The organism is Roseobacter sp. HKCCD7870, from assembly GCF_037830315.1.
Lineage (GTDB): Bacteria > Pseudomonadota > Alphaproteobacteria > Rhodobacterales > Rhodobacteraceae > M30B80.
Map to the genome: position 1 here is coordinate 350,402 of NZ_JBBLYO010000001.1, position 26,055 is coordinate 376,456.

A 26,055-nucleotide genomic window follows, 5' to 3' on the forward strand; every position below is an offset into this window, starting at 1 on the left:
CCAAAGCGAGGTTCAGCTATGCTGCTTTTGACCTGCCCTTATTGCGGTGTCTCCGCCGATGAGACTGAACTTTCCCCAGGCGGCGAGGCGCATCTCAAACGCTTTGGCCCAGGATCTTCGGATGAGGATTTTGAAGGTTATTTGTTCATGCGGCACAACCAAAAGGGCGTGCATTTTGAACGCTGGCGGCACACATATGGCTGTGGCAAATGGTTCTTGGCGGCGCGCTGCACCGCGACCCTAGAGGTGTTTGGAACCTATAGCGCACAAACGCCCGAACCCCCCAAAGAGATTATTGCAAAGATACAGGCAAAACGCCCTGATTGGAGCCTGACATGAGCCATCGTTTGCCTCAAGGCGGCCGTCTGATCGACAAGGCCCGCACGGTTTCTTTTGAATTTAACGGCCAGAAAATGCGCGGGCTTGCGGGCGATACGCTGGCCTCTGCCCTTTTGGCGGAAGACCAGATGTTGGTGGGTCGCTCGTTCAAATATCACCGCCCGCGCGGTATTGTGGCCTCGGGCGCGGAAGAACCAAACGCGCTTGTCGGTTTGAGCCGTGATGCGCGGTTTGAGCCGAACCAACGCGTGACCACCACCGAATTGTTCGAAGGACTTGAGGCGCAAAGCCAAAACCACTGGCCGAGCCTTGAGAACGATATTGGCGTGGTGAATAATTACCTCGCGCGGTTTTTACCTGCGGGCTTTTATTACAAGACATTCATCCACCCGCGCCCGTTTTGGAAGCATGTGTTTGAACCCATTATCCGTCAATCCGCGGGTTTGGGCAAAGCCCCCAAAGATCGCGATGCAGATCGTTACGAGCATTTCTACGCCCATGTTGATCTGCTAATTATCGGCGGCGGTATTGCAGGGCTTCAGGCCGCGTTGGACGCTGGCAAGCAAGGCAAGCGGGTGCTTTTGGTTGAGCAAACCGCCCATTGGGGTGGCCGCGCGCCTGTCGATGGGATCGAATTGGGCGGTAAATCTGCGGATGAATGGATCACCGCAACATTGGCCGCTCTTGGTAAGATGAAGAATGTCACCTTGCGCAGCCGCACAATGGGGGCAGGGGTCTATGATCACGGCTATGCCTTGGCCTATGAGCGCGTGACGGATCACGCGCCGAGCGTTGATGCCCCCCGTCATCGGTTGTGGCGTATTCGCGCCGCACGCATTATCACCGCGACAGGTGCAATCGAACGCCCGCTGTCTTTTGCAGGCAATGATATTCCGGGCGTGATGTTGGCCAGCGCCCTGCGCGATTACATCGTCAATTTTGGCGTGGCTGCGGGCAAGCGTATCGTGATTGCCACCAATAATGATGATGGCTATCGCAGTGCTTTGGTCGCCAAAGAGGCGGGTCTTGAGGTTGCAGCCGTTATCGACCCTCGCCCCGATGCGACAGGCGATTTGATTGAAGCCGCCCGTTCTGCGGGGATTGCGATCAAGCAGGGGATGGCCATTGCAGAGGCGCAAGGGGGCAAGCGTGTCACGGGCGTGAAAATCTGCGCGCAAGACAGCGATGGCAGCACGGGCGAGGTCATCGCCTGTGATGCGGTCGGCATGTCGGGCGGATGGTCGCCTGTGGTGCATCTGTGGTCACATTGCGGTGGCAAGCTGATTTGGGATGAGGCACAGGCCTGTTTCCGCCCCGATCTTACACGCCCGCCGCTCAGCCATGATGGCGAAGGGTTTGTTTTCGTTGCGGGGGCGGCAGACGGGCATTCCACCGCAGCTGGGTCTTTGAAATCCGCGCAGGCGGCTGTTGCGGCCGCCACGGGCCAAGCGGTGAAATCGCGCCTGCCCAAAGTGGTAGAGCCTGAATTGGGGGCTTTGGCCCCGATTTGGATCATGCCCGCCCGCGCGCCCATTAAGAAACGCGCAAAAATGTGGTTGGATTTCCAAAACGATGTGAAAGTGTCTGACGTTCAGTTGGCCGCGCGTGAGGGCTATGAAAGCGTTGAGCATACCAAACGCTATACCACATTGGGCATGGCAACCGATCAAGGAAAGCTCAGCAATATCAATGGCCTTGCGGTGCTTGCTGATGCACTTCAGGCGCAAATCTCTGCTGTGGGAACCACCACCTTCCGCCCACCCTATACGCCCATTTCCATGGGGGCCATCGCAGGCGAGGCGCGTGGTGCGGTGTTCCAACCGCTGCGCCGCACCCCGATCTTTGACTGGCACGTTGAACATGGCGCCGATTTTGAGCCAGTGGGTCAGTGGCGGCGCCCCTATTGCTATCCACGGGCGGGCGAAGATCGCCGCGCAGCCGTGACCCGCGAGATCAATGCCACCCGCGGCTCGCTTGGTCTGCTTGATGCATCGACCTTGGGCAAGATCATCGTCAAAGGGCCTGATGCGGGGCGGTTCATGGATATGCTCTACACCAATATGATGAGCACCCTGAAACCAGGCCGCTGCCGTTATGGTCTTATGTGCAATGAGAACGGCTTTTTGATGGATGACGGCGTTGTGGCGCGTCTCGATGAAGAGACGTTCCTCGTGCATACCACCACAGGCGGGGCTGATCACATCCACGCGCATATGGAAGATTGGCTGCAATGCGAATGGTGGGACTTTAAGGTATACACGGCCAATGTGACCGAAAGATGGGCACAGGTGGCCGTGGTTGGCCCAAATGCGCGCAAGCTGTTGGAAAAGCTCGGCTCTGATACGGATTTGTCGGCAGAAGCCTTGCCTTTTATGGCGTGGACAGATGCGAAAATCGGCGGGTTTGAGGCGCGGGTGTTCCGCATTTCTTTCTCGGGTGAGCTGTCCTTTGAAATCGCTGTTCCTGCAAGTCAGGGATTGGATTTCTGGAAAAGCCTAATTGAGGCGGGCGCAGAATGGAACATCACCCCCTATGGCACCGAAGGGCTGCACGTCATGCGGGCGGAAAAGGGCTTCATCATGATCGGAGATGAAACCGATGGCACGGTAATCCCACAGGATTTGGGCCTCGATTGGGCGATTTCCAAAAAGAAAGAGGATTATTTGGGCAAACGCGCACAGGCGCGGAGTTTCATGGATAATCCTGATCGGTGGAAATTGGTCGGTCTTGAGACGCTGGATGGTGGGGTTCTGCCAGATGGTGCCTATGTGATCCGCGCAGGCAAAAACGCCAACGGCCAGAACAATGTCCAAGGGCGGGTGACATCGACCTATTATTCACCAACCCTGAAACGCGGGATCGCGATGGCGCTGATCCATAATGGCCCTGATCGCATGGGCGAGGTGGTGAATCTCACCGATGGTAAGGGTGGTCAGATCAAGGCACGGATTTGTTCGACCATCTTCTTTGATCCCGAGGGGGAGAAGCAAAATGTCTGATCTCAGCACCCTAACACCATATGTCAGCGTCAGCGAACTGCCACTGCAAGGGATGATCACCTTGCGCGCAGATCTGTCCCAGAAAACTGTGGCGACAGCGGTCAAGGCCATCACGGGCCTAGCCATGCCTGCCCCGCGCGCAATCCTTGAGAAGGGCGCCTATGGGGTCGCATGGATGTCCCATGACGAGGTGATGATCCTCTGCCCCTATGCGGAATGCGCTGCCCATGTCGCCAGTTTGGACAATAAATTGGCCAAGCTGCATCATTTGGCGCTCGATATGTCCGATGCGCGCGCGGTGTTTGAGATAACCGCACCCACAGCGGGCGCATTGCGCGATTGTTTGGCCAAACTGATGCCCGCGGATTTTCATCCCGACAGTTTTGGGGTCGGTGAATTGCGCCGCAGTCGCGTGGCACAGGCCGCTGCCGCAGTTTGGCTGACCGATCCAAAAACAGCGCGGCTTTTTGCGTTTCGTTCGGTCAAACAATATGTCCATGACCTGCTGCGCGTCTCTGGCGCAAAAGGCGGCGAGGTGGGGTATTTCTGATCTGCCCCCCCTTGACCTTTGGGGGCGATGCCCTCCATCTGTGGTCTAGAAATTGAAACCGCGAGACGAGGGGATAAACCCATGGCTTTTACACTTCCTGACCTGCCCTATGCCCATGATGCGCTTGCCGCAAAGGGGATGTCGGCCGAGACATTGGAATTCCACCACGACCTGCACCACAAGGCCTATGTCGATAATGGCAATAAGCTGATTGCAGGCACCGAATGGGAAGGCAAATCTGTTGAAGAAATCATCACAGGCACCTATCAGGCAGGCGCTGTGGCCCAAAACGGCATCTTCAACAATGCAAGCCAGCATTGGAACCATGTGCAGTTCTGGGAAATGATGGGGCCAGGGTCATCGGCCATGCCATCGGAATTGGCAAAGGCACTGGTTGACAGCTTTGGCTCGGTTGATCAGTTCAAGGCTGATTTCGCTGCCGCAGGCGCGGGTCAGTTTGGCGCGGGCTGGTGCTGGTTGGTTCAGGACAAAGATGGCGGCCTTAAGGTTACCAAGACCGAAAACGGCGTGAACCCGCTCTGCTTTGGTCAAACGGCCCTGTTGGGCTGCGATGTGTGGGAACATTCTTATTACATCGACTACCGCAACAAGCGCCCTGCCTATTTGGATAATTTCCTGAACAACCTAGTGAATTGGGAAAACGTGGCCGCGCGGATGAAGTGAGGCGGTTCACAGCCTAGGATGAAACAGAACCCCTCGCGAAAGCGGGGGGTTTTTCTTTTCCTTTAGGATTTAAAGCGAAGGGGGAAATCTATCGCAAGTGCCCCCCTTGACCTCCCCCGTAATCCCCCCTCACATACGGACGTATCCACAGTACCGAAGGCGATGCTTCATGACAGAGGCCACCAAAGGCGTTTTGGCGATGGTGGGGGCCTGTGTGATTTGGGGCTTCTCCGCGCTTTACTATAAATTATTGGCCGATATCCCCCCGTTGGAGGTTTTGGCGCATCGCACGCTGTGGTCGGTCTTTGTCTTTATTGGCGTGCTTGCGCTGCAATCGCGACTGGGTGAGTTGCGTCGCGCGTTGTCGGGCGGGCGGTCGTTTTTATTGATCGGGGCTGCGGCCTTGATGATTTCAACAAATTGGTTTTTCTTCATTTTCTCCATCCAAACGGGCCATTTGATGCAAAGCTCGCTTGGCTATTACATCTTTCCCTTGGTGGCCGTGGCGCTTGGTGCGCTTGTGTTGAAAGAACCCCTTTCAACCGCAAAGAAAATCGCCGTTCTTTTGGCGGCCATTGCGGTTGTGCAATTGACCCTCGGTCTTGGGGTGGCGCCGTGGATTTCGTTGATCTTGTCCCTCACATTCGGCCTTTACGGTCTAATCAAACGCTATGTCGCGGCAGGGCCGGTTGTATCGGTCACGGCTGAGGTGTTTTTGCTGATGCCAATCGCGCTTGGCTATCTGGTCTGGTTGGGGCGGGCTGAGGGCGTCTTTGGCGCTGATCTGATCCAATCGGGGCTGTTGATCTTGTCTGGCCCATTGACCGCGGCACCTTTGATTTTGTTTTCCTACGCGTCAAAGCGTGCGGCCCTCTCAACGATTGGTCTGGTGCAATATCTGAACCCTACGCTGCAGTTCACCATTGCCGTGGTCATTTTCGGTGAGGTTCTCACCCTGTGGCACGCGATTGCCTTTGCGCTGATTTGGACAGGGCTTGCGATCTATTCGGTGGGGGCCGTGCGCCCTCAGGCCGCGCGATAGGTGTTAAGCCGCGCCAAGATATCGGCAGGCGTATCTGCCGTTTCCACAAAGCCCAACAGGCTAGCATCGGCAAAGCCATCTGTGACCACATGGTGCAAAAGATCGGTCAGCCTGTCCCAATAGCCCGCGGTGTTCATGAGGATAATAGGCTTATCATGGAGGCCCAACTGCCGCCATGTCAGCACTTCAAAAAACTCGTCCAAGCTGCCAGCGCCGCCTGGCATCATCACGACCGCATCGCAATTCATGAACATCACCTTTTTGCGCTCATGCATGGTTTCGGTGATCACAAAACGCGTCAGGTCGCGTTTGCCGACCTCACGCGCCATCAGATGAGTTGGGATGACCCCGAATGTGTCACCCCCTGCTTCTTGCGCGGTGCGGGCGATATGCCCCATCAGCCCAACATCACCCGCCCCGTAAACAAGGCGCATTCCCGCCGTTGCAATTGCAAGGCCTAAGTCACGCGCGGCCTTTGCATAAAGGGGATTTGCCCCGTCCCGCGCGCCACAAAAGACACAAACTGAAAAATCGCGCATCGGGCCTATCCTTTGGTTTTTGCATATTGGGTTGGTTCTGTGATAGCCGCCTTCGGCAAAGGGCTCAACTGTTGCGGCGCTATCAGTGTGACACAGTTTTGTGTCAGATAGGTTTCGCAACATCTTGCGGACGGTGCTAAGGGTGGTGCAATATCTGCGCAAGCCCTTGGTTTGGGGATAAATCTATACGCCCGCAATGCGGTGCGATCATGAAGGTAGAAAATATGACAAACGGGTCAAAAATGGCGGGCGGCTTGTCGGGGGTTGGGATGGGCATTATTGCCCTTGCCATCGCAGCTTTGGTTTTTTTGGGCTGGCAAGTAGTGAACGAAGACCGCGCTGGTGAAGAGGCCGTAGCAGAGGCGCCCGCCGCGTCAGATAACGCCACAAGCAGCACAGAAGCGCCAGGGCCCGCAGAAGAAGCGGCTGCGGAAGAGGCCGTAGCAGAGGCGCCCGCCGTGTCAGATAACGCCACAAGCAGCACAGAAGCGCCAAGGCCCGCAGAAGAAGCGGCTGCGGAAGAGGCCGTAGCAGAGGCGCCCGCCGCGTCAGATAACGCCACAAGCAGCACAGAAGCGCCAAGGCCCGCAGAAGAAGTGGCTGCGGAAGAGGCCAGTTCAGAGGCCCCTGAGGAAACCGCCGGGACTGAGGAAACTGCAAGCGAAGAAACCGCTGCGCCCGAAACATCTTCGGCTGATCAGGAGGCGGCAGATGTCGCTGAGGCCGTGGTGACGACCACGCCTGTTTTGGATGTCATCCGTGTCTCGCCCGATGGCATGACGGTGATCGCCGGCAGCGCGATGCCAAATGCCGAGATTTATCTCTTGCTCGATGGGGTCGATAACGCAGATGCCACTGCGGACCGTGCGGGCAATTTCGTGCTTTTGTCCAAACTTGCCCCTTCGGACAGTCCGCGTCTTTTGTCGGTCGAAGCGACCGATGAGACAGGTGCGCGGGTGGCTGCAGCACAAACCTTGGTCGTTGCGCCGATTGCCGCGCCTGTGACTGTTGCAGAGGCTACAGACGAGGCGGAAACAGTCACCCAAAGCACCACAGCGCCCATCGTTCTGCAATCAGACGGGCAGGAGGTTTCCCTAGTTCAAGGTGGCAGCACTGATGGCGTGGCCCTCAGCATTGACACGGTCAGCTATTCGAGTGCGGGGGATGTTCAAATTGCGGGGCGTGCCGATAGCGGCGCTGCTTTGCGGGTTTACCTCAACAACGCGCTTGTGGCTGAGGTGACAGGCGGTGACGATGGCACATGGCGCGCCGATGTCGCCAATGTTGCTGCAGGTGCTTATGATCTGCGCGTGGATCAACTGGCCGCGGATGGCACAGTGATCGCGCGGTCTGAAACCCGCTTTATCCGCGAGGCTGCGGCTGAGATTGCGGATGCCGCAGGTGGCGCGCAAAACGCCATTCGTGTGGTGACAGTTGAACGTGGCTTTACGCTATGGGGAATTGCCGAAAATATGCTAGGGTCTGGCTTTGACTATGTGCAGATTTTCAATGCCAACCGCGACCAAATTCGGGATCCCGATCTGATTTATCCGGGTCAGGTCTTCACCATCCCTACGCAATAGGTCGCGGGGGTAGGGGCGGGATCGCTCAAGCGGGGCTCTGGTCATCAGCGCCCCGCTTCTTTACGTTCGGGTCACCTGACCAAATCCGAGTCTCCAAATAATGACAGCACCAGATACAAACGGGCCAGCGATTGATCCTGAAAGTCGCGCCTCTAGCATGATCACCTTGCGCAAGGTGGGGCCCTATCTCTGGCCCAAAGAGATGCCATGGGTAAAATATCGAGTTGTCTTTGCCCTTGCCGCCTTGGTGGTTGCCAAATTGGTCGCGGTTGCGGGGCCTTTTGCCTATAAGGCAGCCGTGGATGCGCTTGGGGGCGATGCCCCAAGCCCTGCTTGGGCTCTTGGCCTTGGGGCGGTTGGCCTGACAGTGGCCTATGGGGTCGCGCGCGCGGGAAATGTTGGCTTTCAACAATTGCGCGATGTGATTTTTGCCCGTGTTGGGCAGCGCGCCTTGCGCATGATTGCGATTGAAACCTTCCGCCATATCCACGCCTTGTCGATGCGGTTTCACATCACGCGGCGCACAGGGGGCCTAAGCCGCATCATCGAGCGCGGGGTCAAGGGCGTAGATTTTCTTTTGCGGTTTTTGCTGTTCTCAATCGGGCCGCTGATCCTTGAATTACTGCTAACGGGGATCATCCTCGCCACGGTGTTTGACATCAGCTATTTGGCGGTTCTGATTGTCACCATTGCCCTCTATGTTTGGTTTACCTTTAAGGTAACAGAATGGCGCGTGAAAATTCGCCGTCAAATGAATGATCAGGACACCGATGCCAATCAAAAGGCGGTCGATAGTCTTTTGAATTTTGAAACCGTCAAATATTTCAACGCCGAAGAGCGTGAGGCACAGCGCTATGATCGCGCGATGGCGGGCTATGAAGAGGCGGCGATCAAAACCAATTACTCGCTCGGGTTTCTAAACTTCGGCCAATCATTGATCATCACCACGGGTCTTGTGATTGTGATGATCATGGCGGCTTTGGGGGTTGAGCGGGGCGATTTGACTGTGGGCGATTTCGTCATGGTCAACGCGTTTATGATTCAAATCACCATGCCATTGAATTTCTTGGGCACAGTCTATCGCGAAATTCGACAGGCTTTGGTTGATATGGGCGAATTATTCACTTTGCTTGAGCAGCCCGCCGATGTGCATGACGCCGCTGATGCGCAAGTGCTGAAGGTCAGCCGTGGCAAGGTGGAATTCCGCGCCATTGGTTTTTCATATGAAAGCACGCGCGCGATTTTGCACGGGGTGGATTTCACCTTAGAGGCGGGTCAAAGCGTGGCACTAGTTGGGCCGTCTGGTTCGGGAAAATCCACCATTGGGCGTTTATTGTTCCGCTTTTACGATCCCCAAAAGGGCCAGATTTTGATTGACGGACAAGATGTCGCCAAGGTGACGCAAAGCTCGCTGCATGACGCCATTGGCGTGGTGCCGCAGGATACGGTTTTGTTCAATGATACTATTTTCTACAACATCGCCTATGGCCGGCCCAATGCCACCCGTGCCGAGGTTGAGGCCGCCGCAAAATCCGCGAAAATCCATGATTTCATCGAAAGCCTGCCCGAAGGCTATGAGACAATCGTGGGGGAGCGGGGGTTAAAGCTCTCTGGGGGTGAAAAGCAGCGGGTGGGGATTGCGCGCACCTTGTTGAAAGATCCCCCCATTCTTTTGCTCGATGAGGCGACATCGGCCCTTGATACGGAAACCGAGCGCGAGATTCAGGGCCAATTGCGTGCGCTTGGTCAAGGGCGCAGCGTGATAATGATCGCGCATCGCCTGTCGACTGTGGTGGATGCGGATTTGATCATGGTGCTTGAAAAAGGCGTTGTTGTAGAACGGGGGCGCCACGATGATTTGGTTGCCGCAGGTGGCCGTTATGCGGCCATGTGGGCGCGTCAGATGAGTGAGCAGGAACGCGCGCCCCAATAAGGGGCGCGTTTATCTTTACTGTGCGGCGTGAACAGTCGGGCCTGCAGGTTTTGTCTTTTGATCTTCGGCTGTGTCATCCTCCCACAAGATGAGGGGGTTTGCCGTTTCCAATGCCGCGCGCGCCAAAGCGTAATCTTGGGTGCGCTGTGACAAGCGCGCCGCGCCAATGCGCGCCAAGGCCTGCGCAATCCAGCCTAAAATTTTATTCCACCAGACCCGCACCGCCAAAAGCGATGGTGTGAAGACCAAGGTCAGAACTGTGGCAATGCCCAATCCAAAGACCACTGCCGTGGCAAGGTTTTTCCACCACAGGGCAGTCGGGCTATCAATGGTGTAACCGCCATTTGCAAAATCAAGGCTGATGCCAAACATCATCGGCGCAAGCCCCGCCATCGTGGTGATAGTGGTCAAAAGAACAGGGCGAATGCGCGCCTCGACTGTGCGGATGATCGCCTCAATCGGGGCCAGATAGCGGCTATATTCTTGATAGGTGTCAATCAGAACAATGTTATTGTTCACCACAATCCCCGCCAAGGCGACAATGCCCGTGCCCGTCATGATGATCGAAAAGCTTTGCCCCATGGTCAAAAGCCCGATCAACACTCCTGCGGTCGACAAGACAACCGCCAGAAGCACCAGCACCGAATTGTAAAACGAATTGAACTGCGCCAGCAGGATGATGAACATCAAGCCCAATGAGGCAGCAAAGGCCTGAGATAAGAAGGCCTGACTTTCGGCTTGCTCGGCTTGGTCGCCGCCCCATTGCCAATTCACGCCATCGGGCAAAATCGTGCCTGTTTCTAATACGGCGGTAATATGGGCAATCCGTTCATTGGCCGTGATAGCCGTCAGGGTAATATCGCCGTTCAATGCATCGTCAAACTCGGCGCGGCTCACGCCTTCGGCCAAGGAATGAAGCACATAGTCGCGCCCATCTATGCTGAATTCAGCGGGCCTGTTGGCGTGTTCAGGCGCCGCATTGCGCAGCAATCCCAAGTCACGATCCCCGATCGTCACCAGCATAAGGCCCGAGATAACATCGGCCTTCACTTGGAATATGCGCGATTGATCAAGGCGTTTGATCTCGGCCAAACGGCGCACGGGTTCCCATGTGACGAAATTTGACAGCGGCACCAATCCATCTGCGGTGCGCACGCGCAAGGTGTCTAGGGTCGACAGGACGCGGGCATCTTCTGGAAAACGCACGCGAATTTCAATCTCATCATCCGATGAAGGCACGCGCATCCGATCAAGCAAAATCCCGCGCGTGACCAATTGCACCATAGCGCCTACTGTGGCCACATTTGCGCCATAACGGCCTGCGGCCTCGACATCGACATTGATCTGCCAATCAATCCCAGGAAGGGGCAGGGTATCTTCGATGAGGGTCAGTCCCTCGAGGCTCTCGAAATAGGCGTGAACGTCTGCCGTAGCTTGCTGAAGCTGCACCCAATCATCGCCTGTTAGTTCGAGATCAATCGGCTTACCATTGGCAGGGCCATTGGCCTGCTCGAATATCTCGGTATGAACGCCGGGAATGGTGTCCAACTTCGCTTGGATCGCATCAAGGATGATATTGCCATCGGCCCGCGTGCCCCAAGGGGCGAGGTCGATTTGAACCTGACCGATTGTATCCTCAGGGGCGCTTGCGCCGCCTGTGTTATTGTTCAATCCGCCATCACCCGAAAAGGCAAAGACATCGCGCACGCCCTCGAACCCAAGCACCCGCGCCTCAACCTGTGCGACCAAAGCGTCTTTTTCTTCGACCGACAGATTGCCGCGCGCGCGCACATAGACAATTGCGTTTTCAGGCTCGGTTTCCACGAAGAAATCCACGCCGTTATTGTTGGCCCCGTAATAGCTGAAGGTCACGACAACAAAGCCCAAAACCGCGGCAATGGTCAAAACGGGGGCAAACGGGTTGCCCACCAAACGCTCTATCAGCAGGCCCAATCTTGTGCGCTTATATCCGCCCTCAACCCGTTCCACCACGCGCGGGCGGATCAATGTGCCCATGACAATCGACATGGCCAAACCTGTAACCGAAAAAACCAAAACACCCGGCAGGATCGCAAGAAGGGCAGGGGTGTCTGGCCCTGCGCCACCGCCACGCATAACCATCAAAGCGGATTGAAACAGGGCAAAGCCCACCACAACCGCAAGACCGATGCGAATGGCGCGACTTGGCACAAGGCGCATCAATAGCACACCAAAGCGATCCGCGCCGCGCGACAGACGGGCGGCAACGCCCCCCATTACAGGCAGATAGACCAACGCCACAATCAGAGAGGCGGATAGAACAAAGATCAACGTGACGGGGAGCATCCCCATAAATTCACCCGGAACCCCAGGCCAGAATAACATCGGCAGAAAGGCGCAAAGCGTGGTCGCGGTCGAAGATATAACGGGCCAGAACATCCGCTTTGCGGCATCTGTATAAGCCTGCATAGGGCGCGCGCCCTCAGCAAGGCGTTTGTCGGCATATTCGACCACAACAATCGCGCCATCAACGAGCATCCCAACGGCCAAGATCAGGCCGAACATCACGATATTTGAAACCGCAATGCCCATGATGCCCAAAAAGATAAAACACAATAAAAATGAGGTGGGGATGGCAAAGCCCACAAGAAGCGCCGATCTTGTGCCAAGCGTGGCCAGAACAACGATCATAACAAGCGCGATTGCAGTCAAAACCGACCCTTCAAGCTGTGCCACCATCGAGGCCACAGTTTTGGATTGATCCAAGGAAGTGGTGATATGAACAGCGGCACGCAATTCTTCGGGCCATTCCGCCTCGAAGGCGGCCACTTCTTGGCGCACCAATTCGGCGGTGTCGATAATGTTAAACCCTTGGCGCTTGACGACCTGAAGCGCAATCGTGGGGTTCCCGTTAAAGCGCGCAGCGCCCGTGCGATCCTCATAGGTGAGGCGAATTTGCGCCAAATCCCCTAAGGTCACAACGCGGTCACCATTTACCTTGACGGGCAAATCATAAACGTCCTGCGGACTTTCAAACGAGGATGGAATGCGCACAGACAAGGCACCCGTTGGGGTGTCGACCACGCCCGCCGCGATCAATTGGTTGTTGTTCACAACCGCCGAAATCAATTCCTGCGCCGTGACATTATAAGCCTCTAGCGAGAGCGGGTCGATCAAGACCTCCAACATCTCATCGCGCGCGCCTGCAATCCCCGCCTCTAAAATGGGCGACAACCCCTCAAGCCGTGTTTGCAAATCCTGCGCAAGGCGGATCAATGTGCGCTCGGGCGCGTTGCCAGACAGCGCCACGATGATGATTGGAAACTCCGAAAAATTGATTTCATTGATGGAATAGTTCTCCGCCCCTTGAGGGAATTGCGTCTCGGCGCGGTTCATGGCATCGCGCACATCGGCAATGGTTGCGGATTTATCCCATCCAAATTCAAACTCGATAAAGATCCCCGCATAACCTTCGGCGGCGGTGGAGTTGATGGATTTCAATCCATCGAGATCTTGAAACTCGGTCTCCATCGGACGCACTAATTGGCGCTCGCTATCCTCTGCGGAAATGCCGGGGAAGGGGACAGAAACAAACAAACCCGGAATATCAATGTCAGGTTCACCCTCTTTGGGTAGTCCGACATAGGCGGCCGCACCAACCGTCAGCGACAAAACGATAAAGGCCACGACCATCCGCGCACGGGCGGCTGCCCAATCGATGATCCCGGTCATTGTGCCCCTCCAAGCGCGGATCGCGCTGCATCAATCGTGGCGTTTTGGCCTGTGGGGATGTCATGGATCGAGACAGGCACGACCTGCCCCCCGTTTGAGACAAATTCCTGCCCTACGATGATAATGTCGACCTGCTCAGGCAGCCCTGTGACTAAGGCCCCATCAGGCGTGTCGCGTAGGAGGGTGACGGGGTAAAATGCAACAAGATTATCTTCGGCCACAACACGCAGCCCCAAATCACCCTGATCATCCAAAGTCAGCGCAGAACTTGGCACCAAATGGGCGGCTGTCCCTTCGGTGGCAATGGCGATATCGGCACTTTGGCCATCCCCAATGCTGAGATCGGGGTTTTCTGCCTCGATCTCAACGCGGAAGGTGCGGGTTTGCGGATCAGCGGAACGCGCAACAAATCGCACAATTCCGTCTACCTCACGCCCATCCACCAGCCGCGTGGTTGCCGTTTGGCCGATGCTGATGCGCGCCAATTCAGCCTCGGGCAGGAACCCAACGAATTTGATTGGATCAAGATCAATCACCGTTGCGCATAATGCGCCCGGCTGCATCAATGTGCCCAGTTCCGCAGTGTCGCTTTCCAACAGCCCGTTGAAGGGCGCGCGAATTTCTACGCGGGCCAATTCTTCCGCGGCGCGATCAATGGCCGCCTCAGCCGAGCGCAAGGCGGCCTCTGCACTGCTGAGGCTGGCTGAGGCGCTGGCCGCGCGTGTCTCAGAGGCAAAACCGCTCTCATTCAGGCGGGTTGCGGCATTGGCGTCAATTTGCGCGGCTGCAAGTTGCGCGTCTGCGGTGCTGCGCGCGGCCTCAGCCTCGGCTAGCGCTGCAGCGCGGGTGCCTTCATCGATTTGGCACAGAATATCACCTGCGGTCACGGATTGGCCCGCCTTGATCGGGTCTGAAATAATCCGACCCGAGGTTTCAGCGCGAATCTCGACAAAGCGTGCGGCCTCGGATCGTCCGCGCAGACGCATGGCATCGGAAATCATCTCAGCGCGGCTTGGCAAAATCACCACGCGCATCGCATCCCCAAATGTGCCGCTGTCAATTTGCGTGGCCTCAGCCGCCGCAGGGCTTTCACTGTCGCGCCCCATCAAGGCATCGCGCTGAAAAATCAGCACATAAAGCGCCGCGCAGACCAAAAGGGCCGTGATGACTGGAAAAATGCGCATTAAATAACCTCTTTTCGGGGCGGATATATGATCTGATCACGCCCGCTGATCTTTTGTGTTCTGCGTTTGGTTGGGTAACGCTTTCTGTCTCATACGAGTGAACTGTTGCGTTTAGATTAGTCTTTTATACCTACGTCCGCAAGAATGAACGGAATGGTTTAGTTTTTATTTTGTGACAGAATTTGGCCATCTGTTGCGAATACGCCGTTTGGGTGCGGTTGCACTTGGCAAAGCTCTCTGCTTCGCGTTAAGTGAGGCACGTGGGTTTTGATTTCAAAGAGAGAACGGCACAGCATGAGCCAAAGCGACAGTTTCATTGATGAAGTCACCGAAGAATTGCGCCGCGATCAGCTGTTTCGCGCGCTCAAAAGGTGGGGCTGGATTGGCATTTTGGCTGTTGTCGCATTGGTGGGGGCCGCGACCTATCGTGAGATCAGCACAAATCGCGATCTTGCGGCGGCGCGTGATTTTGGGGACGCGGTGATCGCCGCCCTAGATCTGCCCGATGCCGAGGCCCGCGTTGCGGCCCTCGCTGAGATCACCCCAAGCCGCAGCAATCAAGAGGTGCTATTGGCTTTCATTCGCGCCTCGGACCTCAGCGAAAGCGACCCGGTGGCCGCTGCAGTGGCGTTGCGCGCGATTGCAGATGCACCCGATCTCTTGCCGCGTTATCGCGATCTGGCCCTGTTGCGTGCCCATATCCTCGCCCCCTTGGAGGATCAGGGATTGGTCGATGCAACATTGGCGCGTTTGGCCGAGGATGGTGCGCCTTTCGCAGGCATCGCGCGTGAAATGCAGGCGCTGGAACTGTTAAAAGCGGACGATAAAGAGGGGGCGATTGCAGCACTTGAGGCCTTGTCTGAGCAATCCGTTGTGATCCTGTCACAGCGTCAGCGGATCAGCGCCTTGATTTTCGCGCTGCAAAGTGGCGCTACGATCACGGGCCAAAGCGCGTCATCTGAGTAAAGGTACAGGTTTCATGCACAATACCGTTTTTTACGCAAAACCTGTGGCGCGGCTCTGCGGTGTCAGCCTCATCGCTTTGGCCCTTTTGACGGGCTGTGAGCGCGAGCCGATCTTGCAAGGTGAACGGTTCGGGACACGCGTGCCTTTGGCGCAAACCCTGCCAAGCGAGGAAGGGTTGGACGCCACCGCTGAGGCGGCGGATGCGGCCCTCGTGCCTTTCGCGCAACCAACAGCGCAAAGTTTGACGGACTGGCCATTGCGCGGTGCGAATGCTGCGAATGCGATCCCTGCGCTTGGGTTCTCGCAATCGGCAAGCCTACTGTGGTCAACGGATATTGGCCAAGGCAATGGCCGACGCACCCGACTGACCGCTGACCCGATTTTCACAAATGGCGCAATTGTTACGCTTGATAGCGATGCAGGGCTTCAGACGACCTCGCCCGAGGGAGCCGTGATTTGGCGCACTGATTTGACCCCTGCCAGCGAACGCGATGGCGGTGTCTCTGGCGGCGGGATTGGCGCCGCAGGGGATCAGATTTTTGCAACCACTGGATATGGTGAATTGCTGGCCATTGATGCCGCAAGCGGTGCTATTTCATGGCGTCAACGTCTGGGGGCAACGCTTGGCGCACCAACTGTGGCGGGCGGCGTTGTTTATGTGACGGGCCGTGATGATCAGGCCTATGCCGTGGATGCGGCCACGGGGCGTGTGCGGTGGGAAATCCCCGCAACTGGGGCCCCTGCGGTCTTGTCAGGCAGCCCATCCCCTGCGCTGACCTCGCGCTTGGTCGTGTTTCCCTTTGGCTCGGGCGAGTTGACAGGCGTGCTGCGCCAATCGGGCGTGCGGGTCTGGTCGGGTGCCATCGCGGGTGAGCGGATCGGTGTGGCTTATAATTATATCAACGATATCACCTCTGACCCCGTTCTGGTGGGGGGCAGGCTTTATGCGGGCAATCTGTCTGGCCGCGTTGTCGCGATCGATGCGGGATCGGGCGAGCGTCTTTGGACAGCGACAGAAGGGGCCTATTCGGGTCTGATCGTTGCAGGAAATTCCGTGTTTTTCGTATCTGACCGCAATGCGTTGATCCGTCTTGATCAAGCGACTGGTGAGATGATTTGGGAAACCGAATTGCCCCTTTACGAGGCCCGCCGCGAGCGCCGCCGAAAGGCCGTATTCACCTATTACGGGCCGATTTTGGCGGGGGGTCATTTGATCTTGGCCACGGGCGATGGGGAAATTCTGCGTTTTGACCCTGAAACAGGTGCCGCGCTTGATGGCAGCCTTACCCTGCGCGGCGGGGCGGCAAGCCAACCCATCGTTGTCAATGATACACTTTATGTGGTCAGCGCAGATGGTCGCCTGCATGCCTATCGCTGAGCCGTTAAGCCTGTTTTAACGATAGGCTGATAGACCCTCCCCGTCATTAACCGCAGAGCAGGGAGGGCGCGCCTATGCTTTCGGTTCGGGCGATTTCACACCAGGTCCTAAGCCATGAGGGCGGCTTTTCCGATGATCCCGATGATCCGGGCGGCCCCACAAATTTTGGCATCACCTTGGCCGCCCTGCGAAATGCAGGGCGCGATTTGGATGGCGATGGTGATATCGACCGCGAGAATATCCTGCGCCTGACGCGCGCCATTGCCATCGAAATCTTCGAAGAAGATTACTATCGCGCCCCGCGCATATATTTGCTGCCTGAGGCGTTGCAGCCTGTCGTTTACGATATGCAGGTGAATGCGGGGGCGCAGGCGATAATTTTGCTGCAACGACTGCTGCGCGATATGGGGTTTGATATCGCGGTTGATGGGGTGATTGGCCCCGTAACCGTACGGGCCGCACAGGCCGCGAGCAGCCGAAATGAGCGCGCGTTGATTGATGCCTATGCCATTGCGCGGCGCAATTTCTATTACAGCTTGGGGGACAGACGCCCCAGTTTGCGGAAATTTGCGCGCAAGCGCGATGGGGGAAAGGGCGGTTGGATCACGCGGGCAGAAGCATTTTTGTCGTCCAAATATCATTTTAGCGCGGCAGAGCATCACGAAAGGGTTAAATTATGGCGGTGATTGGGGCGCTTGGCGGGCTCACGGCCCTTGGCCAGACTGTTGAAAATATATCCGAGGTCTTTGCCTGCAATGCGGCCGCGCGCGAGGCCGCAGATGCAGAATTTCGCGCAGCTGCGCGGCCGAATTCACCCATAGTGGCAGCACGGGGTTTGACCGCGCGATTAATGGGCTAAACCGCCTGCCGCGTCCTTTGATGGCGCTGCCGGTCATTGGCCTATTCGCCTTTGCCATGATCGACCCTGTGGCTTTTTCCGCGCGCATGACGGGTTTGGCGGCCATCCCTGAGCCGCTTTGGTGGCTTTTGGGGGCGGTGGTAAGTTTCTATTTCGGCGCGCGCGAAATGTATTATGCCCGCATACCCGATACACCGCCGCAAAGATCAGCACGCCGATGGTGGCCTTTTGGCCAAAGGGGCAGTCACTAAAATCCCGCGCTTGAGGAATGGCGCGCCGATTAAGGCGCGCGCATCACCTGGGCCTCTGGGTCAAACAGGGGCTGGGGCAGGGGCGTGGCCTTGAGGGCATTGCCCAAAACCTCGATGGTGAAGCCATCCGCCTGATCGGCATATTCCTTCGGTACATATCCCATCGCAACCGATGTCGCGCTGGCATGGGCATAGCCGCCAGATGTAACCCAACCGATGGTTTTCCCCTGAAAATCAATTGGCTCATCCCCGATCACATCGGCATCATGTGCGTCAATCGCGAAACTCATTAGGCGTAAAGCTCCGCCCGTCTCCCGCTCGGCCAAGGCTGCGGCTTTGCCGATAAAATCAGCGGGTTTATTATAAGTCACAAACCGATCAAGACGCGCCTCAAGCGGGCCATAGACGGGGCGATATTCGCGCGCCCATCCGCCAAAGTTTTTTTCCAAACGCAAAGAATTGAGCGCCCGCAGACCGATAGGACGCAGCCCGTGATCCGCCCCAACGCGCAACAAGGCCTCAAAAATTTGGCGCTGGAATTCTGGGCGCATCCAAATCTCATAGCCCAAATCACCCGTAAAGCTGACTCGCCCAACATAGGCGGGGGCCATGACCACATCCATTTTCGCAAAATCCATGAAGCGCATCTTCGCCATATCAGGGGCAATTTGCGCAAGGATGTCGCGCGCCTTTGGCCCGGCAATATGCAGCCCGCAAAGACCCAAACCGATCACCTCAATGGTGACGTCTTCGGTGCTCAATTTTTGGGCCTCGAACCAACGGGCATAGAAATTTTCAGCCATGCCAGAGCCAAACAGCATATAAGTCTCAGGATCTAAGCAGGCGCAGGTGAGATCACCTTGCAGCTTGCCATTTTCCTTTAACATCGGTGCCAACGTCATCCGACCGGGTTTGGGCAGGGCACAGGCCAAAACCCGGTCAAGAAACGCGCCTGCATCCGCGCCCACGATCCGAAATTTCGAATAGCCCGATATTTCCAACAGGCCCGCAGCCTCGCGCAGGTTGCGCGCCTCGGCCCCAACATGGTCAAAATCACTTGAGCGCCGCCATGAAAATTGATCTCGCACACCTTCGGGCGAGAACCAAAGCGGCACTTCAAGCCCCCAAGATTCACCCATCTGCGCCCCAAGCCCAACCATGCGATCATAAATTGGCGTTGTCTTATGAGGGCGGGCGGCCTGCAATTCCTCGTTCGGGAATTTGATGGAGAACCGCCGCGAATAGTTTTCTTGCACTTTCGGGTTGGTGTAGCTGAGGGTCGTCCAATCGCCATAGCGCGCGACATCCATCGCCCACACGTCAAACCCAGGATCCCCTTGGGTGATCCAATTGGCCAGCGCCAGACCAACACCCCCGCCTTGGCTGAAGCCCGCCATAACCCCGCAGGCTGACCACATCCCCTCAAGCCCGCGAATAGGCCCGATCAACGGGTTTCCATCAGGGGCAAAGGTGAAGGGGCCATTGATGATCTGTTTGATGCCCGCATTCGCAAAGGCGGGGAAATGTTCAAACCCCACTTCAAGGCTTGGCGCGATGCGGTCAATATCGGGTTGCAGTAACTCATGCCCGAATTCCCAGGGCGTGTTGCGGGTCGACCATGGAACACAGGCCTTCTCATAGGTGCCCATAAGCATCCCGCCACGTTCTTGGCGCAAATACAGCTCGCCATCGAAATCGACCGCATGGATCACTTCGCGGCCTGTTTTTGCGTTGATCTCGGCCACTTCGGGCATGTCTTCGGTGATGAGATACATATGCTCCATCGCCAAGATGGGCAGTTCAAGGCCCACCATGCGCCCCACTTCGCGCGCCCAAAGCCCGCCTGCATTCACCACATGCTCGCAGGCAATGTCGCCTTTGTCGGTTTGCACGATCCAACCACCATCGCGCGCGCGCAGGATGCCCGTCACCATACGGTGGGTCTGATAGCTGGCCCCAAGAATTTTGGCGGATTTGGCATAGGCATAGGTCACACCAGAAGGGTCAAGATGGCCATCGACAACGGTGCGCAAAGCACCCGTAAACTGCCGCGGATCAAGAAGCGGCATCAGCTCATGCGCCTCTTCGGGGGTGATTACTTCGGTTTCAATACCCTGATAGCGCCCTTTGGCAGAGATGGATTTCAACCAATCAAACCGCTCAGGCGTGGAGGCCAACATCACCCCACCTGTCATGTGAAAGCCTGTGGCCTGACCTGACAGCTCTTCAATTTCTTTATAAAGATCAATCGTGTATTTCTGAAGCTTGGCAACATTTGGATCACCGTTGATGGTGTGGCACCCGCCCGCTGCGTGCCATGTGCTGCCCGAGGTCAGTTCAGACCGTTCGATCAAAAGGCTATCTGTCCAACCCGCTTTGGCGAGGTGGTAGAGAACGGATGCCCCCACAACACCACCCCCGATAATCACGACCCGCGCTGTTTCAGACATCCATACCTCCCGTTGAGATGATCCTTACCTTGCACAAAACTAGACCGCCAAATGGCGGCTGAGGTGCTTAAATTCGACCAAATTGGGGGGGCAAATGCCGCGAATAGGCTAAATCGCGGGGCGCTGGAAATCAGGCGGCCAGTTCAACCCAAACCGGCACGTGATCTGATGGTTTTTCACGCGCGCGGATTTCACGATCTATTCCAACATCTTGCAAAAGATCAGCCGCGTAGGGGCACAGCAAAATGTGATCAATGCGGATCCCATCATTGCGGTTCCACGCCCCCGCTTGGTAATCCCAGAACGAATAATTGTCGCCACCTTGCACCCGTACGCGAAATGCATCTGTCAGGCCAAGGTTCACGATTTTGCGAAACGCCTCGCGGCTGGTTTGACGCGCCAATGCATCCTCGCGCCATGCATCGGGGCGGGCGGCATCTTCGTCTTGGGGGATGATATTGTAATCCCCTGCAAACAAAACGGCGGTTTCTTCCGCCAAAAGTTCGGCAACACGCGCCTGCATCCGCGCCATCCACGCCAATTTATACTTATATTTCGGGCCAGGGCAGGGATTGCCATTGGGCAGATAAAGCCCGCAAATCCGCAGCGCCTTTTGACCGACCACTGTGGCCTCAATCCAACGTGCCTGCTCATCCTCCGCGTCACCGGCCAGGCCGCGGATCACATCTTCGAGCGGATATTTTGATAAAATCGCCACGCCGTTGAAACTTTTTTGACCATGGGTTTCCACGTTATAGCCCCGGTCCTCGAAAATCTCGCGGGGGAAGGACTCGTCAACCGATTTGATCTCTTGCAATAGCGCCACGTCAGGGGCCGCCTCATCCAACCATTGCGGCAGGGCATCTATGCGCGCTTTGATCCCATTGATGTTAAATGTGGCTATTTTCATAAGCGCAGGCCTTTTTAATCAATGGGTTAAAGAGAAAAGCTAATCCCGCAGCCGCAGGATGACGCTGCATTTGGATTATCGATCACAAAGCGCGCGCCGATCAATTCTTCGGAAAAATCAATGACGGCATTGGCCAAAAACGGCAGCGAGGTTTCATCAACCACAACCTTTTGGCCTGCATCCTCCAAGATCAGATCACCATCGGCGGGATCATCAAGCCGAATATCATATTGAAAGCCAGAACACCCGCCCCCCTCAACGGCCACGCGCAGCGCCTTCGGGGCAGGTGTATCTGCGTTAATCTCAGCCAGACGCGCAAAGGCGCGGGGGGTTACTTTGGGAGGTAGGTTCAAATCCATCGCCATCTCGTTTGGGCAAAAATTGCTGTGATTGCGGGCTGTTAGAACAGTGTGTTTTCCAATATAAGACCGCCAAATTGAAACGGCAAGGATAGGGATCATGCGCGCAAACTATGCCTGCACTCCGAGCGACAGTCGCGGCAGGCTCTACCCCGAGGCGGAAAGTGGGCACAGGTCTTGCTTTCAGCGCGACCGCGACCGCATCATCCATGCCTCTAGTTTTCGCCGCCTCAAGCATAAGACTCAAGTTTTTGTCGAGCATGAGGGCGATTATTTTCGCACCCGTCTGACCCATTCAATCGAGGTCGCGCAAGTGGCCCGCACGATGGCCCGCGCCCTCGCGGCGAACGAGGATTTGACCGAGGCGATTGCACTGGCCCATGATCTGGGCCACACGCCCTTTGGGCATACGGGCGAGGATGCGCTTTGCGATTTGATGGCGCCCTATGGCGGGTTCGATCATAATGCGCAGGCCATTCGCATCGTCACCAATCTCGAACGCCATTATGCCGATTTTGACGGGCTAAACCTGACATGGGAAAGCCTTGAGGGGATTGCGAAACATAACGGGCCTGTAGCCGCCCCATATCCTTGGGCCTTGGCCGAATATAATGCGCGCCATAATCTAGAATTGACCACCTATGCCAGCCTTGAGGCACAGATTGCTGCGATTGCGGATGATATCGCCTATAATCACCATGATCTTCATGACGGGCTGCGGGCAGGGCTATTTGAGGTGGCCGATATTATGGCGCTGCCCCTTGTGGGCCCGTGTTTTGGCGAGGTGGATACGGCCTATCCCGATGTTGACCCAACCCGCCGCAGGCACGAGGCGCTGCGCCGCTTTTTCGGGGTATTGGTTGAGGATGTGATTGTCTATGCCACCACAGCTCTTGGCGCGCTTGATCCTGCTTCGCCGCAAGATATCCGTCATGCAGGGCGCGCAATGGTGCGGTTTTCGGATCAGGTTTTTGCTGATCTCAAGGAGGTGCGCGCGTTTTTGTTTACCCGCATGTATCGTGCGCCGCGGGTGGTCGAGACACGCGCAATCGCCACGGATGTCGTGAATGATTTATTCCCGCATATGATGGCCCACCCTGACCAACTGCCCCGGCAATGGCAGGCCGAAGTGCGCGCAGCGCAAGATGACACCACGCTTGCGCGGTTGGTTTGCGATTATATCGCGGGCATGACGGATCGGTTCGCACTGCAAACCCATCGGCGGATCTTCAATCGTGACTTGGGTCTGGGGGCCGTCTTCTAAGGGGCTTTGTGGCATTGACCTTGCCCTGCAACCTGATAGAGCAGGGCGCAAGACAATCAGGATGATAAAACATGATGCTTTTTGCCGATATTCGCGCCTTGGTGATTGACGCTTTGGGTCAGATGGAGGCCGCAGGCACGTTGCCCGCAGGGCTTGATTTCGCCAATGTCGCGGTTGAACCCCCGCGCGATGCTGCCCATGGCGATATGGCAACGAATGCGGCCATGGTTCTGGCAAAACCTGCAGGGCTAAAGCCACGTGATATCGCCGATGCATTGGCCCCGATCCTGATGGCCGACCCGCGGATTGAGACCGCCGATGTGGCGGGGCCAGGCTTTCTGAACCTTCGCCTTTCTGCGCAGACATGGCGCGAGATGCTGCGCGGCATTGCGCAGGCGCGCGGTGCCTATGGTCGCGTCAATATCGGGCAGGGGCGAAAGGTGAATATCGAATATGTGTCGGCCAACCCGACAGGGCCCTTGCATGTGGGCCATACGCGCGGCGCTGTTTTTGGCGATGCTTTGGCCAGCCTGTTGGATTACGTAGGATATGACGTTACGCGCGAATATTACATCAATGATGGCGGGGCGCAGGTCGATGTTTTGGCGCGTTCTGTGTATTTGCGCTATCTCGAGGCGCATGGTCAGGCTGTGTCCTTTGAGGATGGCACCTATCCAGGCGATTACCTGATCGAGGTGGGTCAGGCCCTGAAATCCGAGGTTGGGGATGCATATCTTGGTCGCCCCGAGGGGGAATGGCTTGCCCCCGTGCGTGATTTCGCCATCGCGGCCATGATGCAGCTGATAGAGGCTGATCTCGACAGTCTTGGCGTGAAAATGGATCACTTCTTTAGTGAAAAATCCCTCTATGGCACGGGGCGGATTGAAGCCGCGATTGAAGACCTTAAGGGTAAGGGCCTGATTTATCGCGGTGTGTTAGAGCCACCAAAGGGCAAAACCCCAGAGGATTGGGAACCGCGCGAACAAACCTTGTTCAAATCGACCGAGCATGGCGATGATGTGGATCGCCCGATTATGAAATCGGATGGCGCATGGACATATTTTGCCCCTGACATCGCTTATCATTATGACAAGGTCACCCGTGGTTATGATGAATTGATTGACGTCTTTGGCGCCGATCATGGCGGCTATGTCAAACGGATGAAGGCAGCCGTGGCGGCGCTGTCCGAAAACAAGGTGCCGCTTGATATTAAGCTGACGCAATTGGTGCGCCTCTTCAAAGGCGGCGAGCCGTTTAAGATGTCAAAACGCGCAGGAACGTTCGTCATGCTGTCCGATGTGGTCGAGGCGGTCGGGCGCGATGTCACGCGCTTTATCATGCTGACCCGCAAGAACGATGCGCCATTGGATTTTGATATCGACAAGGTTTTAGAGCAATCCAAAGATAACCCCGTGTTCTATGTCCAATACGCCCATGCCCGCATTCAATCGGTGCTGCGCAAGGCGGGAGAATTGGGCATCGAGATAGATCACAAAAATCTGGACGCGATCAACGATCCTGCTGAATTCGCGCTGGTGGCGAAACTCGCGGAATGGCCGCGCGTGGTCGAGATCGCGGCACAATCGCACGAGCCGCATCGCATTGCGTTTTTCCTCTATGATCTGGCCGCTGAATTCCACGCTCTGTGGAATAAGGGCAATGCTGCACCCCATCTGCGCTTTTTGCAAGAAGATGATTTGGCAACGACTTCGGCAAAATTGGCCCTTATTGATGCAGTAGCCGTTGTTATTTCCAACGGTCTTGGTATCTTAGGGGTAACACCTGCGGATAAAATGTAAGGCGAGAAACGTCTTCACCCTCCGCAGGCCAGAGGCAGAGCAGGATAGTCCCGTGACATAAGCCCATAAAACAAAGGGCATCACGGCGGAAAAGGGCAGGCATGGCGGCTTATGAAAAAGAACCTCCCGCGCAAAGACCGTTTCAGCGCATAGCGAACTCTCCGCAGGCCAGACGCCCTGTCGGGGGGATGACGGTTGATCCAGCGCGTCTTTTTGCCAACCCGCCGCAAAGATTTGATCCCCCGTCCGCGCGCGCGCCGCAGATGCCGCAAACAGGGTGGGATCCTCTCAGCGCCACAGCCGAGCGCGACCTTCAGGCCTCTGCCGATCAGATCACCACGAGCCTTGTCGAGGTCGAACGCACGCAGGCTGTGCGCAAGCTGGGTCTTGGGGTCATTGGGCTGATGTCGGTCGCCATGGTGGCGCTTGGGGCGTATTGGGGATATGAGGTGCTGAAACGGCAAACCCTTGGTGTGCCCGTGATTGCCGCACCATCCGAGCCGTTTCGCGTGCCGCCGGATGATCCGGGCGGGGTTGAGGCGGATCATATGGGCCTTGCCGTAAATGAGATCGCCGCAGGGCGTGAGGCGGGGCCTGCAGCCGCGCAAATCATCCTTGCGCCGCCGCCTGTTGATTTGATCGAGGATGTGACCCTTTTGGTGACGCCTGAGGCTGAAATGCCCCAAGCCGCGCCTGAATTGGACATTATCGCGCCTGACAGTTTTGACTTGATCGGGCCGCCTGCGCCGCCTGTCGCGGATGTGCCGGAGGCGACCGAAGATTTGATCACCGCCCTTTTAGCAGAGGCTTTGGGGGAGAGCCCTAATGCGCCTCAGCCTGATCTTACGCCTGAGGTCGACAGAATTCCCGCCTCTGTAGCGGGCGTGGCTGTATCACTTATTCCAACACCGCGACCCTTTACGATGGATCTGAGCCTTGCACAGGTGCCCAGTGATGCTAGCCGTGATGACGCCATCGAAATTGATCCTTCAACCCTTGCCGCGGGGGACATGGTTGTGCAGCTTGGCGCCTTTGACAGCCCCGATGCGGCGCGGCGTGAATGGGATCGGCTTGCGGCGCAATATGATGGCTTTTTCGATGGGCGCGGCCGCGTGATTATGGCGGCCAGTTCGGGCGGTCAGGAATTCTTCCGTCTGCGCGTAGCGGGGTTTGACGGGGTGGATGATGCTCGCCGTTTCTGCACGGCGCTCTTGGCATTGGGTCAGGCCTGTATCCCTGCGACCATTCGGTGAGG

General features: G+C 56.6%; 21 protein-coding genes. 15 read left to right on the top strand and 6 right to left on the bottom strand.

Translation table 11 applies throughout. From position 1 onward, the window contains the following. Positions 1-18 precede the first annotated feature (18 nt). From AAC637_RS01860 to rarD, 5 genes are all read left to right on the top strand, one after another. Positions 19-339 (top strand): sarcosine oxidase subunit delta, encoded by a 321-nt coding sequence (locus tag AAC637_RS01860; RefSeq protein ID WP_317654691.1) that lies wholly within the window; start codon positions 19-21, stop codon positions 337-339. After that, positions 336-3,338: a sarcosine oxidase subunit alpha family protein gene (locus AAC637_RS01865; RefSeq protein ID WP_340302072.1), complete on the top strand. Its 3,003-nt coding sequence runs from the start codon at positions 336-338 to the stop codon at positions 3,336-3,338. Before AAC637_RS01860 ends, AAC637_RS01865 begins: the two co-directional genes overlap by 4 nt. Continuing rightward, entirely contained in the window at positions 3,331-3,888 is a 558-nt protein-coding gene (locus AAC637_RS01870) for a sarcosine oxidase subunit gamma (RefSeq protein WP_340302073.1), read from the top strand. Before AAC637_RS01865 ends, AAC637_RS01870 begins: the two co-directional genes overlap by 8 nt. A gap of 81 nt (positions 3,889-3,969) precedes the next feature. Beyond that, positions 3,970-4,572 carry a superoxide dismutase gene (locus tag AAC637_RS01875; RefSeq protein WP_340302074.1) on the top strand — a complete coding sequence of 201 codons (603 nt, stop codon included), beginning with the start codon at positions 3,970-3,972 and terminating at the stop codon, positions 4,570-4,572. A gap of 169 nt (positions 4,573-4,741) precedes the next feature. After that, entirely contained in the window at positions 4,742-5,614 is an 873-nt protein-coding gene (rarD, locus tag AAC637_RS01880; RefSeq protein ID WP_340302075.1) for an EamA family transporter RarD, read from the top strand. Here rarD and AAC637_RS01885 read toward each other — a convergent pair. Beyond that, positions 5,599-6,153 (bottom strand): LOG family protein, encoded by a 555-nt coding sequence (locus AAC637_RS01885; protein ID WP_340302076.1) that lies wholly within the window; start codon positions 6,151-6,153, stop codon positions 5,599-5,601. The two genes, rarD and AAC637_RS01885, sit on opposite strands and share 16 nt — an antisense overlap. Before the next feature lie 209 nt (positions 6,154-6,362). Between AAC637_RS01885 and AAC637_RS01890 the strand changes: the two genes are divergently transcribed. Further along, positions 6,363-7,736, top strand: a complete 1,374-nt coding sequence (locus tag AAC637_RS01890; protein WP_340302077.1) for a LysM peptidoglycan-binding domain-containing protein — start codon at positions 6,363-6,365, stop codon at positions 7,734-7,736. Positions 7,737-7,893: 157 nt separating this feature from the next. Then, positions 7,894-9,669: an ABCB family ABC transporter ATP-binding protein/permease gene (locus tag AAC637_RS01895; RefSeq protein ID WP_340303121.1), complete on the top strand. Its 1,776-nt coding sequence runs from the start codon at positions 7,894-7,896 to the stop codon at positions 9,667-9,669. A gap of 15 nt (positions 9,670-9,684) precedes the next feature. Here the strand turns inward: AAC637_RS01895 and AAC637_RS01900 are convergent, their stop codons facing one another. Both AAC637_RS01900 and AAC637_RS01905 read right to left on the bottom strand, forming a co-directional pair. Beyond that, entirely contained in the window at positions 9,685-13,380 is a 3,696-nt protein-coding gene (locus AAC637_RS01900; protein WP_340302078.1) for an efflux RND transporter permease subunit, read from the bottom strand. Further along, complete coding sequence (locus AAC637_RS01905; RefSeq protein WP_340302079.1) at positions 13,377-14,564, bottom strand: efflux RND transporter periplasmic adaptor subunit; 1,188 nt, start codon at positions 14,562-14,564, stop codon at positions 13,377-13,379. The genes AAC637_RS01900 and AAC637_RS01905 overlap by 4 nt, the downstream gene beginning before the upstream one ends. A gap of 294 nt (positions 14,565-14,858) precedes the next feature. Between AAC637_RS01905 and AAC637_RS01910 the strand changes: the two genes are divergently transcribed. The 5 genes from AAC637_RS01910 to AAC637_RS01930 all read left to right on the top strand — a co-directional run bounded on the left by AAC637_RS01910 (position 14,859) and on the right by AAC637_RS01930 (position 18,018). Beyond that, positions 14,859-15,530, top strand: a complete 672-nt coding sequence (locus tag AAC637_RS01910; RefSeq protein WP_340302080.1) for a hypothetical protein — start codon at positions 14,859-14,861, stop codon at positions 15,528-15,530. Between the two features lie 13 nt (positions 15,531-15,543). Then, on the top strand, positions 15,544-16,908 hold the full coding sequence (locus AAC637_RS01915) for a PQQ-like beta-propeller repeat protein (protein WP_340302081.1): 1,365 nt from the start codon (positions 15,544-15,546) through the stop codon (positions 16,906-16,908). 74 nt (positions 16,909-16,982) lie between these two features. Continuing rightward, positions 16,983-17,594 (top strand): holin-associated N-acetylmuramidase, encoded by a 612-nt coding sequence (locus tag AAC637_RS01920; RefSeq protein ID WP_340302082.1) that lies wholly within the window; start codon positions 16,983-16,985, stop codon positions 17,592-17,594. Further along, positions 17,585-17,767 (top strand): hypothetical protein, encoded by a 183-nt coding sequence (locus AAC637_RS01925; RefSeq protein WP_340302083.1) that lies wholly within the window; start codon positions 17,585-17,587, stop codon positions 17,765-17,767. Before AAC637_RS01920 ends, AAC637_RS01925 begins: the two co-directional genes overlap by 10 nt. A 20-nt stretch (positions 17,768-17,787) precedes the next feature. After that, a complete protein-coding gene (locus tag AAC637_RS01930) occupies positions 17,788-18,018 on the top strand; it encodes a 3TM-type holin (RefSeq protein WP_340302084.1) in 231 nt (76 codons plus the stop codon). 29 nt (positions 18,019-18,047) lie between these two features. On the opposite strand, the gene AAC637_RS01935 is transcribed toward AAC637_RS01930, so the two are convergent. From AAC637_RS01935 to AAC637_RS01945, 3 genes are all read right to left on the bottom strand, one after another. Further along, complete coding sequence (locus AAC637_RS01935) at positions 18,048-20,468, bottom strand: GcvT family protein (protein WP_340302085.1); 2,421 nt, start codon at positions 20,466-20,468, stop codon at positions 18,048-18,050. Between the two features lie 130 nt (positions 20,469-20,598). Next, positions 20,599-21,378: an exodeoxyribonuclease III gene (gene xth, locus AAC637_RS01940; protein ID WP_340302086.1), complete on the bottom strand. Its 780-nt coding sequence runs from the start codon at positions 21,376-21,378 to the stop codon at positions 20,599-20,601. Positions 21,379-21,404: 26 nt separating this feature from the next. Then, positions 21,405-21,743 carry a HesB/IscA family protein gene (locus AAC637_RS01945; protein WP_340243585.1) on the bottom strand — a complete coding sequence of 113 codons (339 nt, stop codon included), beginning with the start codon at positions 21,741-21,743 and terminating at the stop codon, positions 21,405-21,407. A gap of 94 nt (positions 21,744-21,837) precedes the next feature. Between AAC637_RS01945 and AAC637_RS01950 the strand changes: the two genes are divergently transcribed. The 3 genes from AAC637_RS01950 (at position 21,838) to AAC637_RS01960 (ending at position 26,053) form a co-directional block, all read left to right on the top strand. Next, positions 21,838-23,001 (top strand): deoxyguanosinetriphosphate triphosphohydrolase, encoded by a 1,164-nt coding sequence (locus AAC637_RS01950; protein WP_340302087.1) that lies wholly within the window; start codon positions 21,838-21,840, stop codon positions 22,999-23,001. 71 nt (positions 23,002-23,072) lie between these two features. Then, entirely contained in the window at positions 23,073-24,800 is a 1,728-nt protein-coding gene (argS, locus tag AAC637_RS01955) for an arginine--tRNA ligase (RefSeq protein ID WP_340302088.1), read from the top strand. A 188-nt stretch (positions 24,801-24,988) separates the two neighbouring features. Continuing rightward, positions 24,989-26,053 (top strand): SPOR domain-containing protein, encoded by a 1,065-nt coding sequence (locus AAC637_RS01960; protein WP_340302089.1) that lies wholly within the window; start codon positions 24,989-24,991, stop codon positions 26,051-26,053. Positions 26,054-26,055: the final 2 nt, after the last annotated feature.

Coding starts and splice junctions, on each gene's coding strand:
- AAC637_RS01860 (WP_317654691.1), top strand. CDS start 19: ATGCTGCTTTTGACCTGCCCTTATTGCGGTGTCTCCGCCGATGAGACT.
- AAC637_RS01865 (WP_340302072.1), top strand. CDS start 336: ATGAGCCATCGTTTGCCTCAAGGCGGCCGTCTGATCGACAAGGCCCGC.
- AAC637_RS01870 (WP_340302073.1), top strand. CDS start 3,331: ATGTCTGATCTCAGCACCCTAACACCATATGTCAGCGTCAGCGAACTG.
- AAC637_RS01875 (WP_340302074.1), top strand. CDS start 3,970: ATGGCTTTTACACTTCCTGACCTGCCCTATGCCCATGATGCGCTTGCC.
- rarD (WP_340302075.1), top strand. CDS start 4,742: ATGACAGAGGCCACCAAAGGCGTTTTGGCGATGGTGGGGGCCTGTGTG.
- AAC637_RS01885 (WP_340302076.1), bottom strand. CDS start 6,153: ATGCGCGATTTTTCAGTTTGTGTCTTTTGTGGCGCGCGGGACGGGGCA.
- AAC637_RS01890 (WP_340302077.1), top strand. CDS start 6,363: ATGAAGGTAGAAAATATGACAAACGGGTCAAAAATGGCGGGCGGCTTG.
- AAC637_RS01895 (WP_340303121.1), top strand. CDS start 7,894: ATGATCACCTTGCGCAAGGTGGGGCCCTATCTCTGGCCCAAAGAGATG.
- AAC637_RS01900 (WP_340302078.1), bottom strand. CDS start 13,380: ATGACCGGGATCATCGATTGGGCAGCCGCCCGTGCGCGGATGGTCGTG.
- AAC637_RS01905 (WP_340302079.1), bottom strand. CDS start 14,564: ATGCGCATTTTTCCAGTCATCACGGCCCTTTTGGTCTGCGCGGCGCTT.
- AAC637_RS01910 (WP_340302080.1), top strand. CDS start 14,859: ATGAGCCAAAGCGACAGTTTCATTGATGAAGTCACCGAAGAATTGCGC.
- AAC637_RS01915 (WP_340302081.1), top strand. CDS start 15,544: ATGCACAATACCGTTTTTTACGCAAAACCTGTGGCGCGGCTCTGCGGT.
- AAC637_RS01920 (WP_340302082.1), top strand. CDS start 16,983: ATGCTTTCGGTTCGGGCGATTTCACACCAGGTCCTAAGCCATGAGGGC.
- AAC637_RS01925 (WP_340302083.1), top strand. CDS start 17,585: ATGGCGGTGATTGGGGCGCTTGGCGGGCTCACGGCCCTTGGCCAGACT.
- AAC637_RS01930 (WP_340302084.1), top strand. CDS start 17,788: ATGGCGCTGCCGGTCATTGGCCTATTCGCCTTTGCCATGATCGACCCT.
- AAC637_RS01935 (WP_340302085.1), bottom strand. CDS start 20,468: ATGTCTGAAACAGCGCGGGTCGTGATTATCGGGGGTGGTGTTGTGGGG.
- xth (WP_340302086.1), bottom strand. CDS start 21,378: ATGAAAATAGCCACATTTAACATCAATGGGATCAAAGCGCGCATAGAT.
- AAC637_RS01945 (WP_340243585.1), bottom strand. CDS start 21,743: ATGGCGATGGATTTGAACCTACCTCCCAAAGTAACCCCCCGCGCCTTT.
- AAC637_RS01950 (WP_340302087.1), top strand. CDS start 21,838: ATGCGCGCAAACTATGCCTGCACTCCGAGCGACAGTCGCGGCAGGCTC.
- argS (WP_340302088.1), top strand. CDS start 23,073: ATGATGCTTTTTGCCGATATTCGCGCCTTGGTGATTGACGCTTTGGGT.
- AAC637_RS01960 (WP_340302089.1), top strand. CDS start 24,989: ATGACGGTTGATCCAGCGCGTCTTTTTGCCAACCCGCCGCAAAGATTT.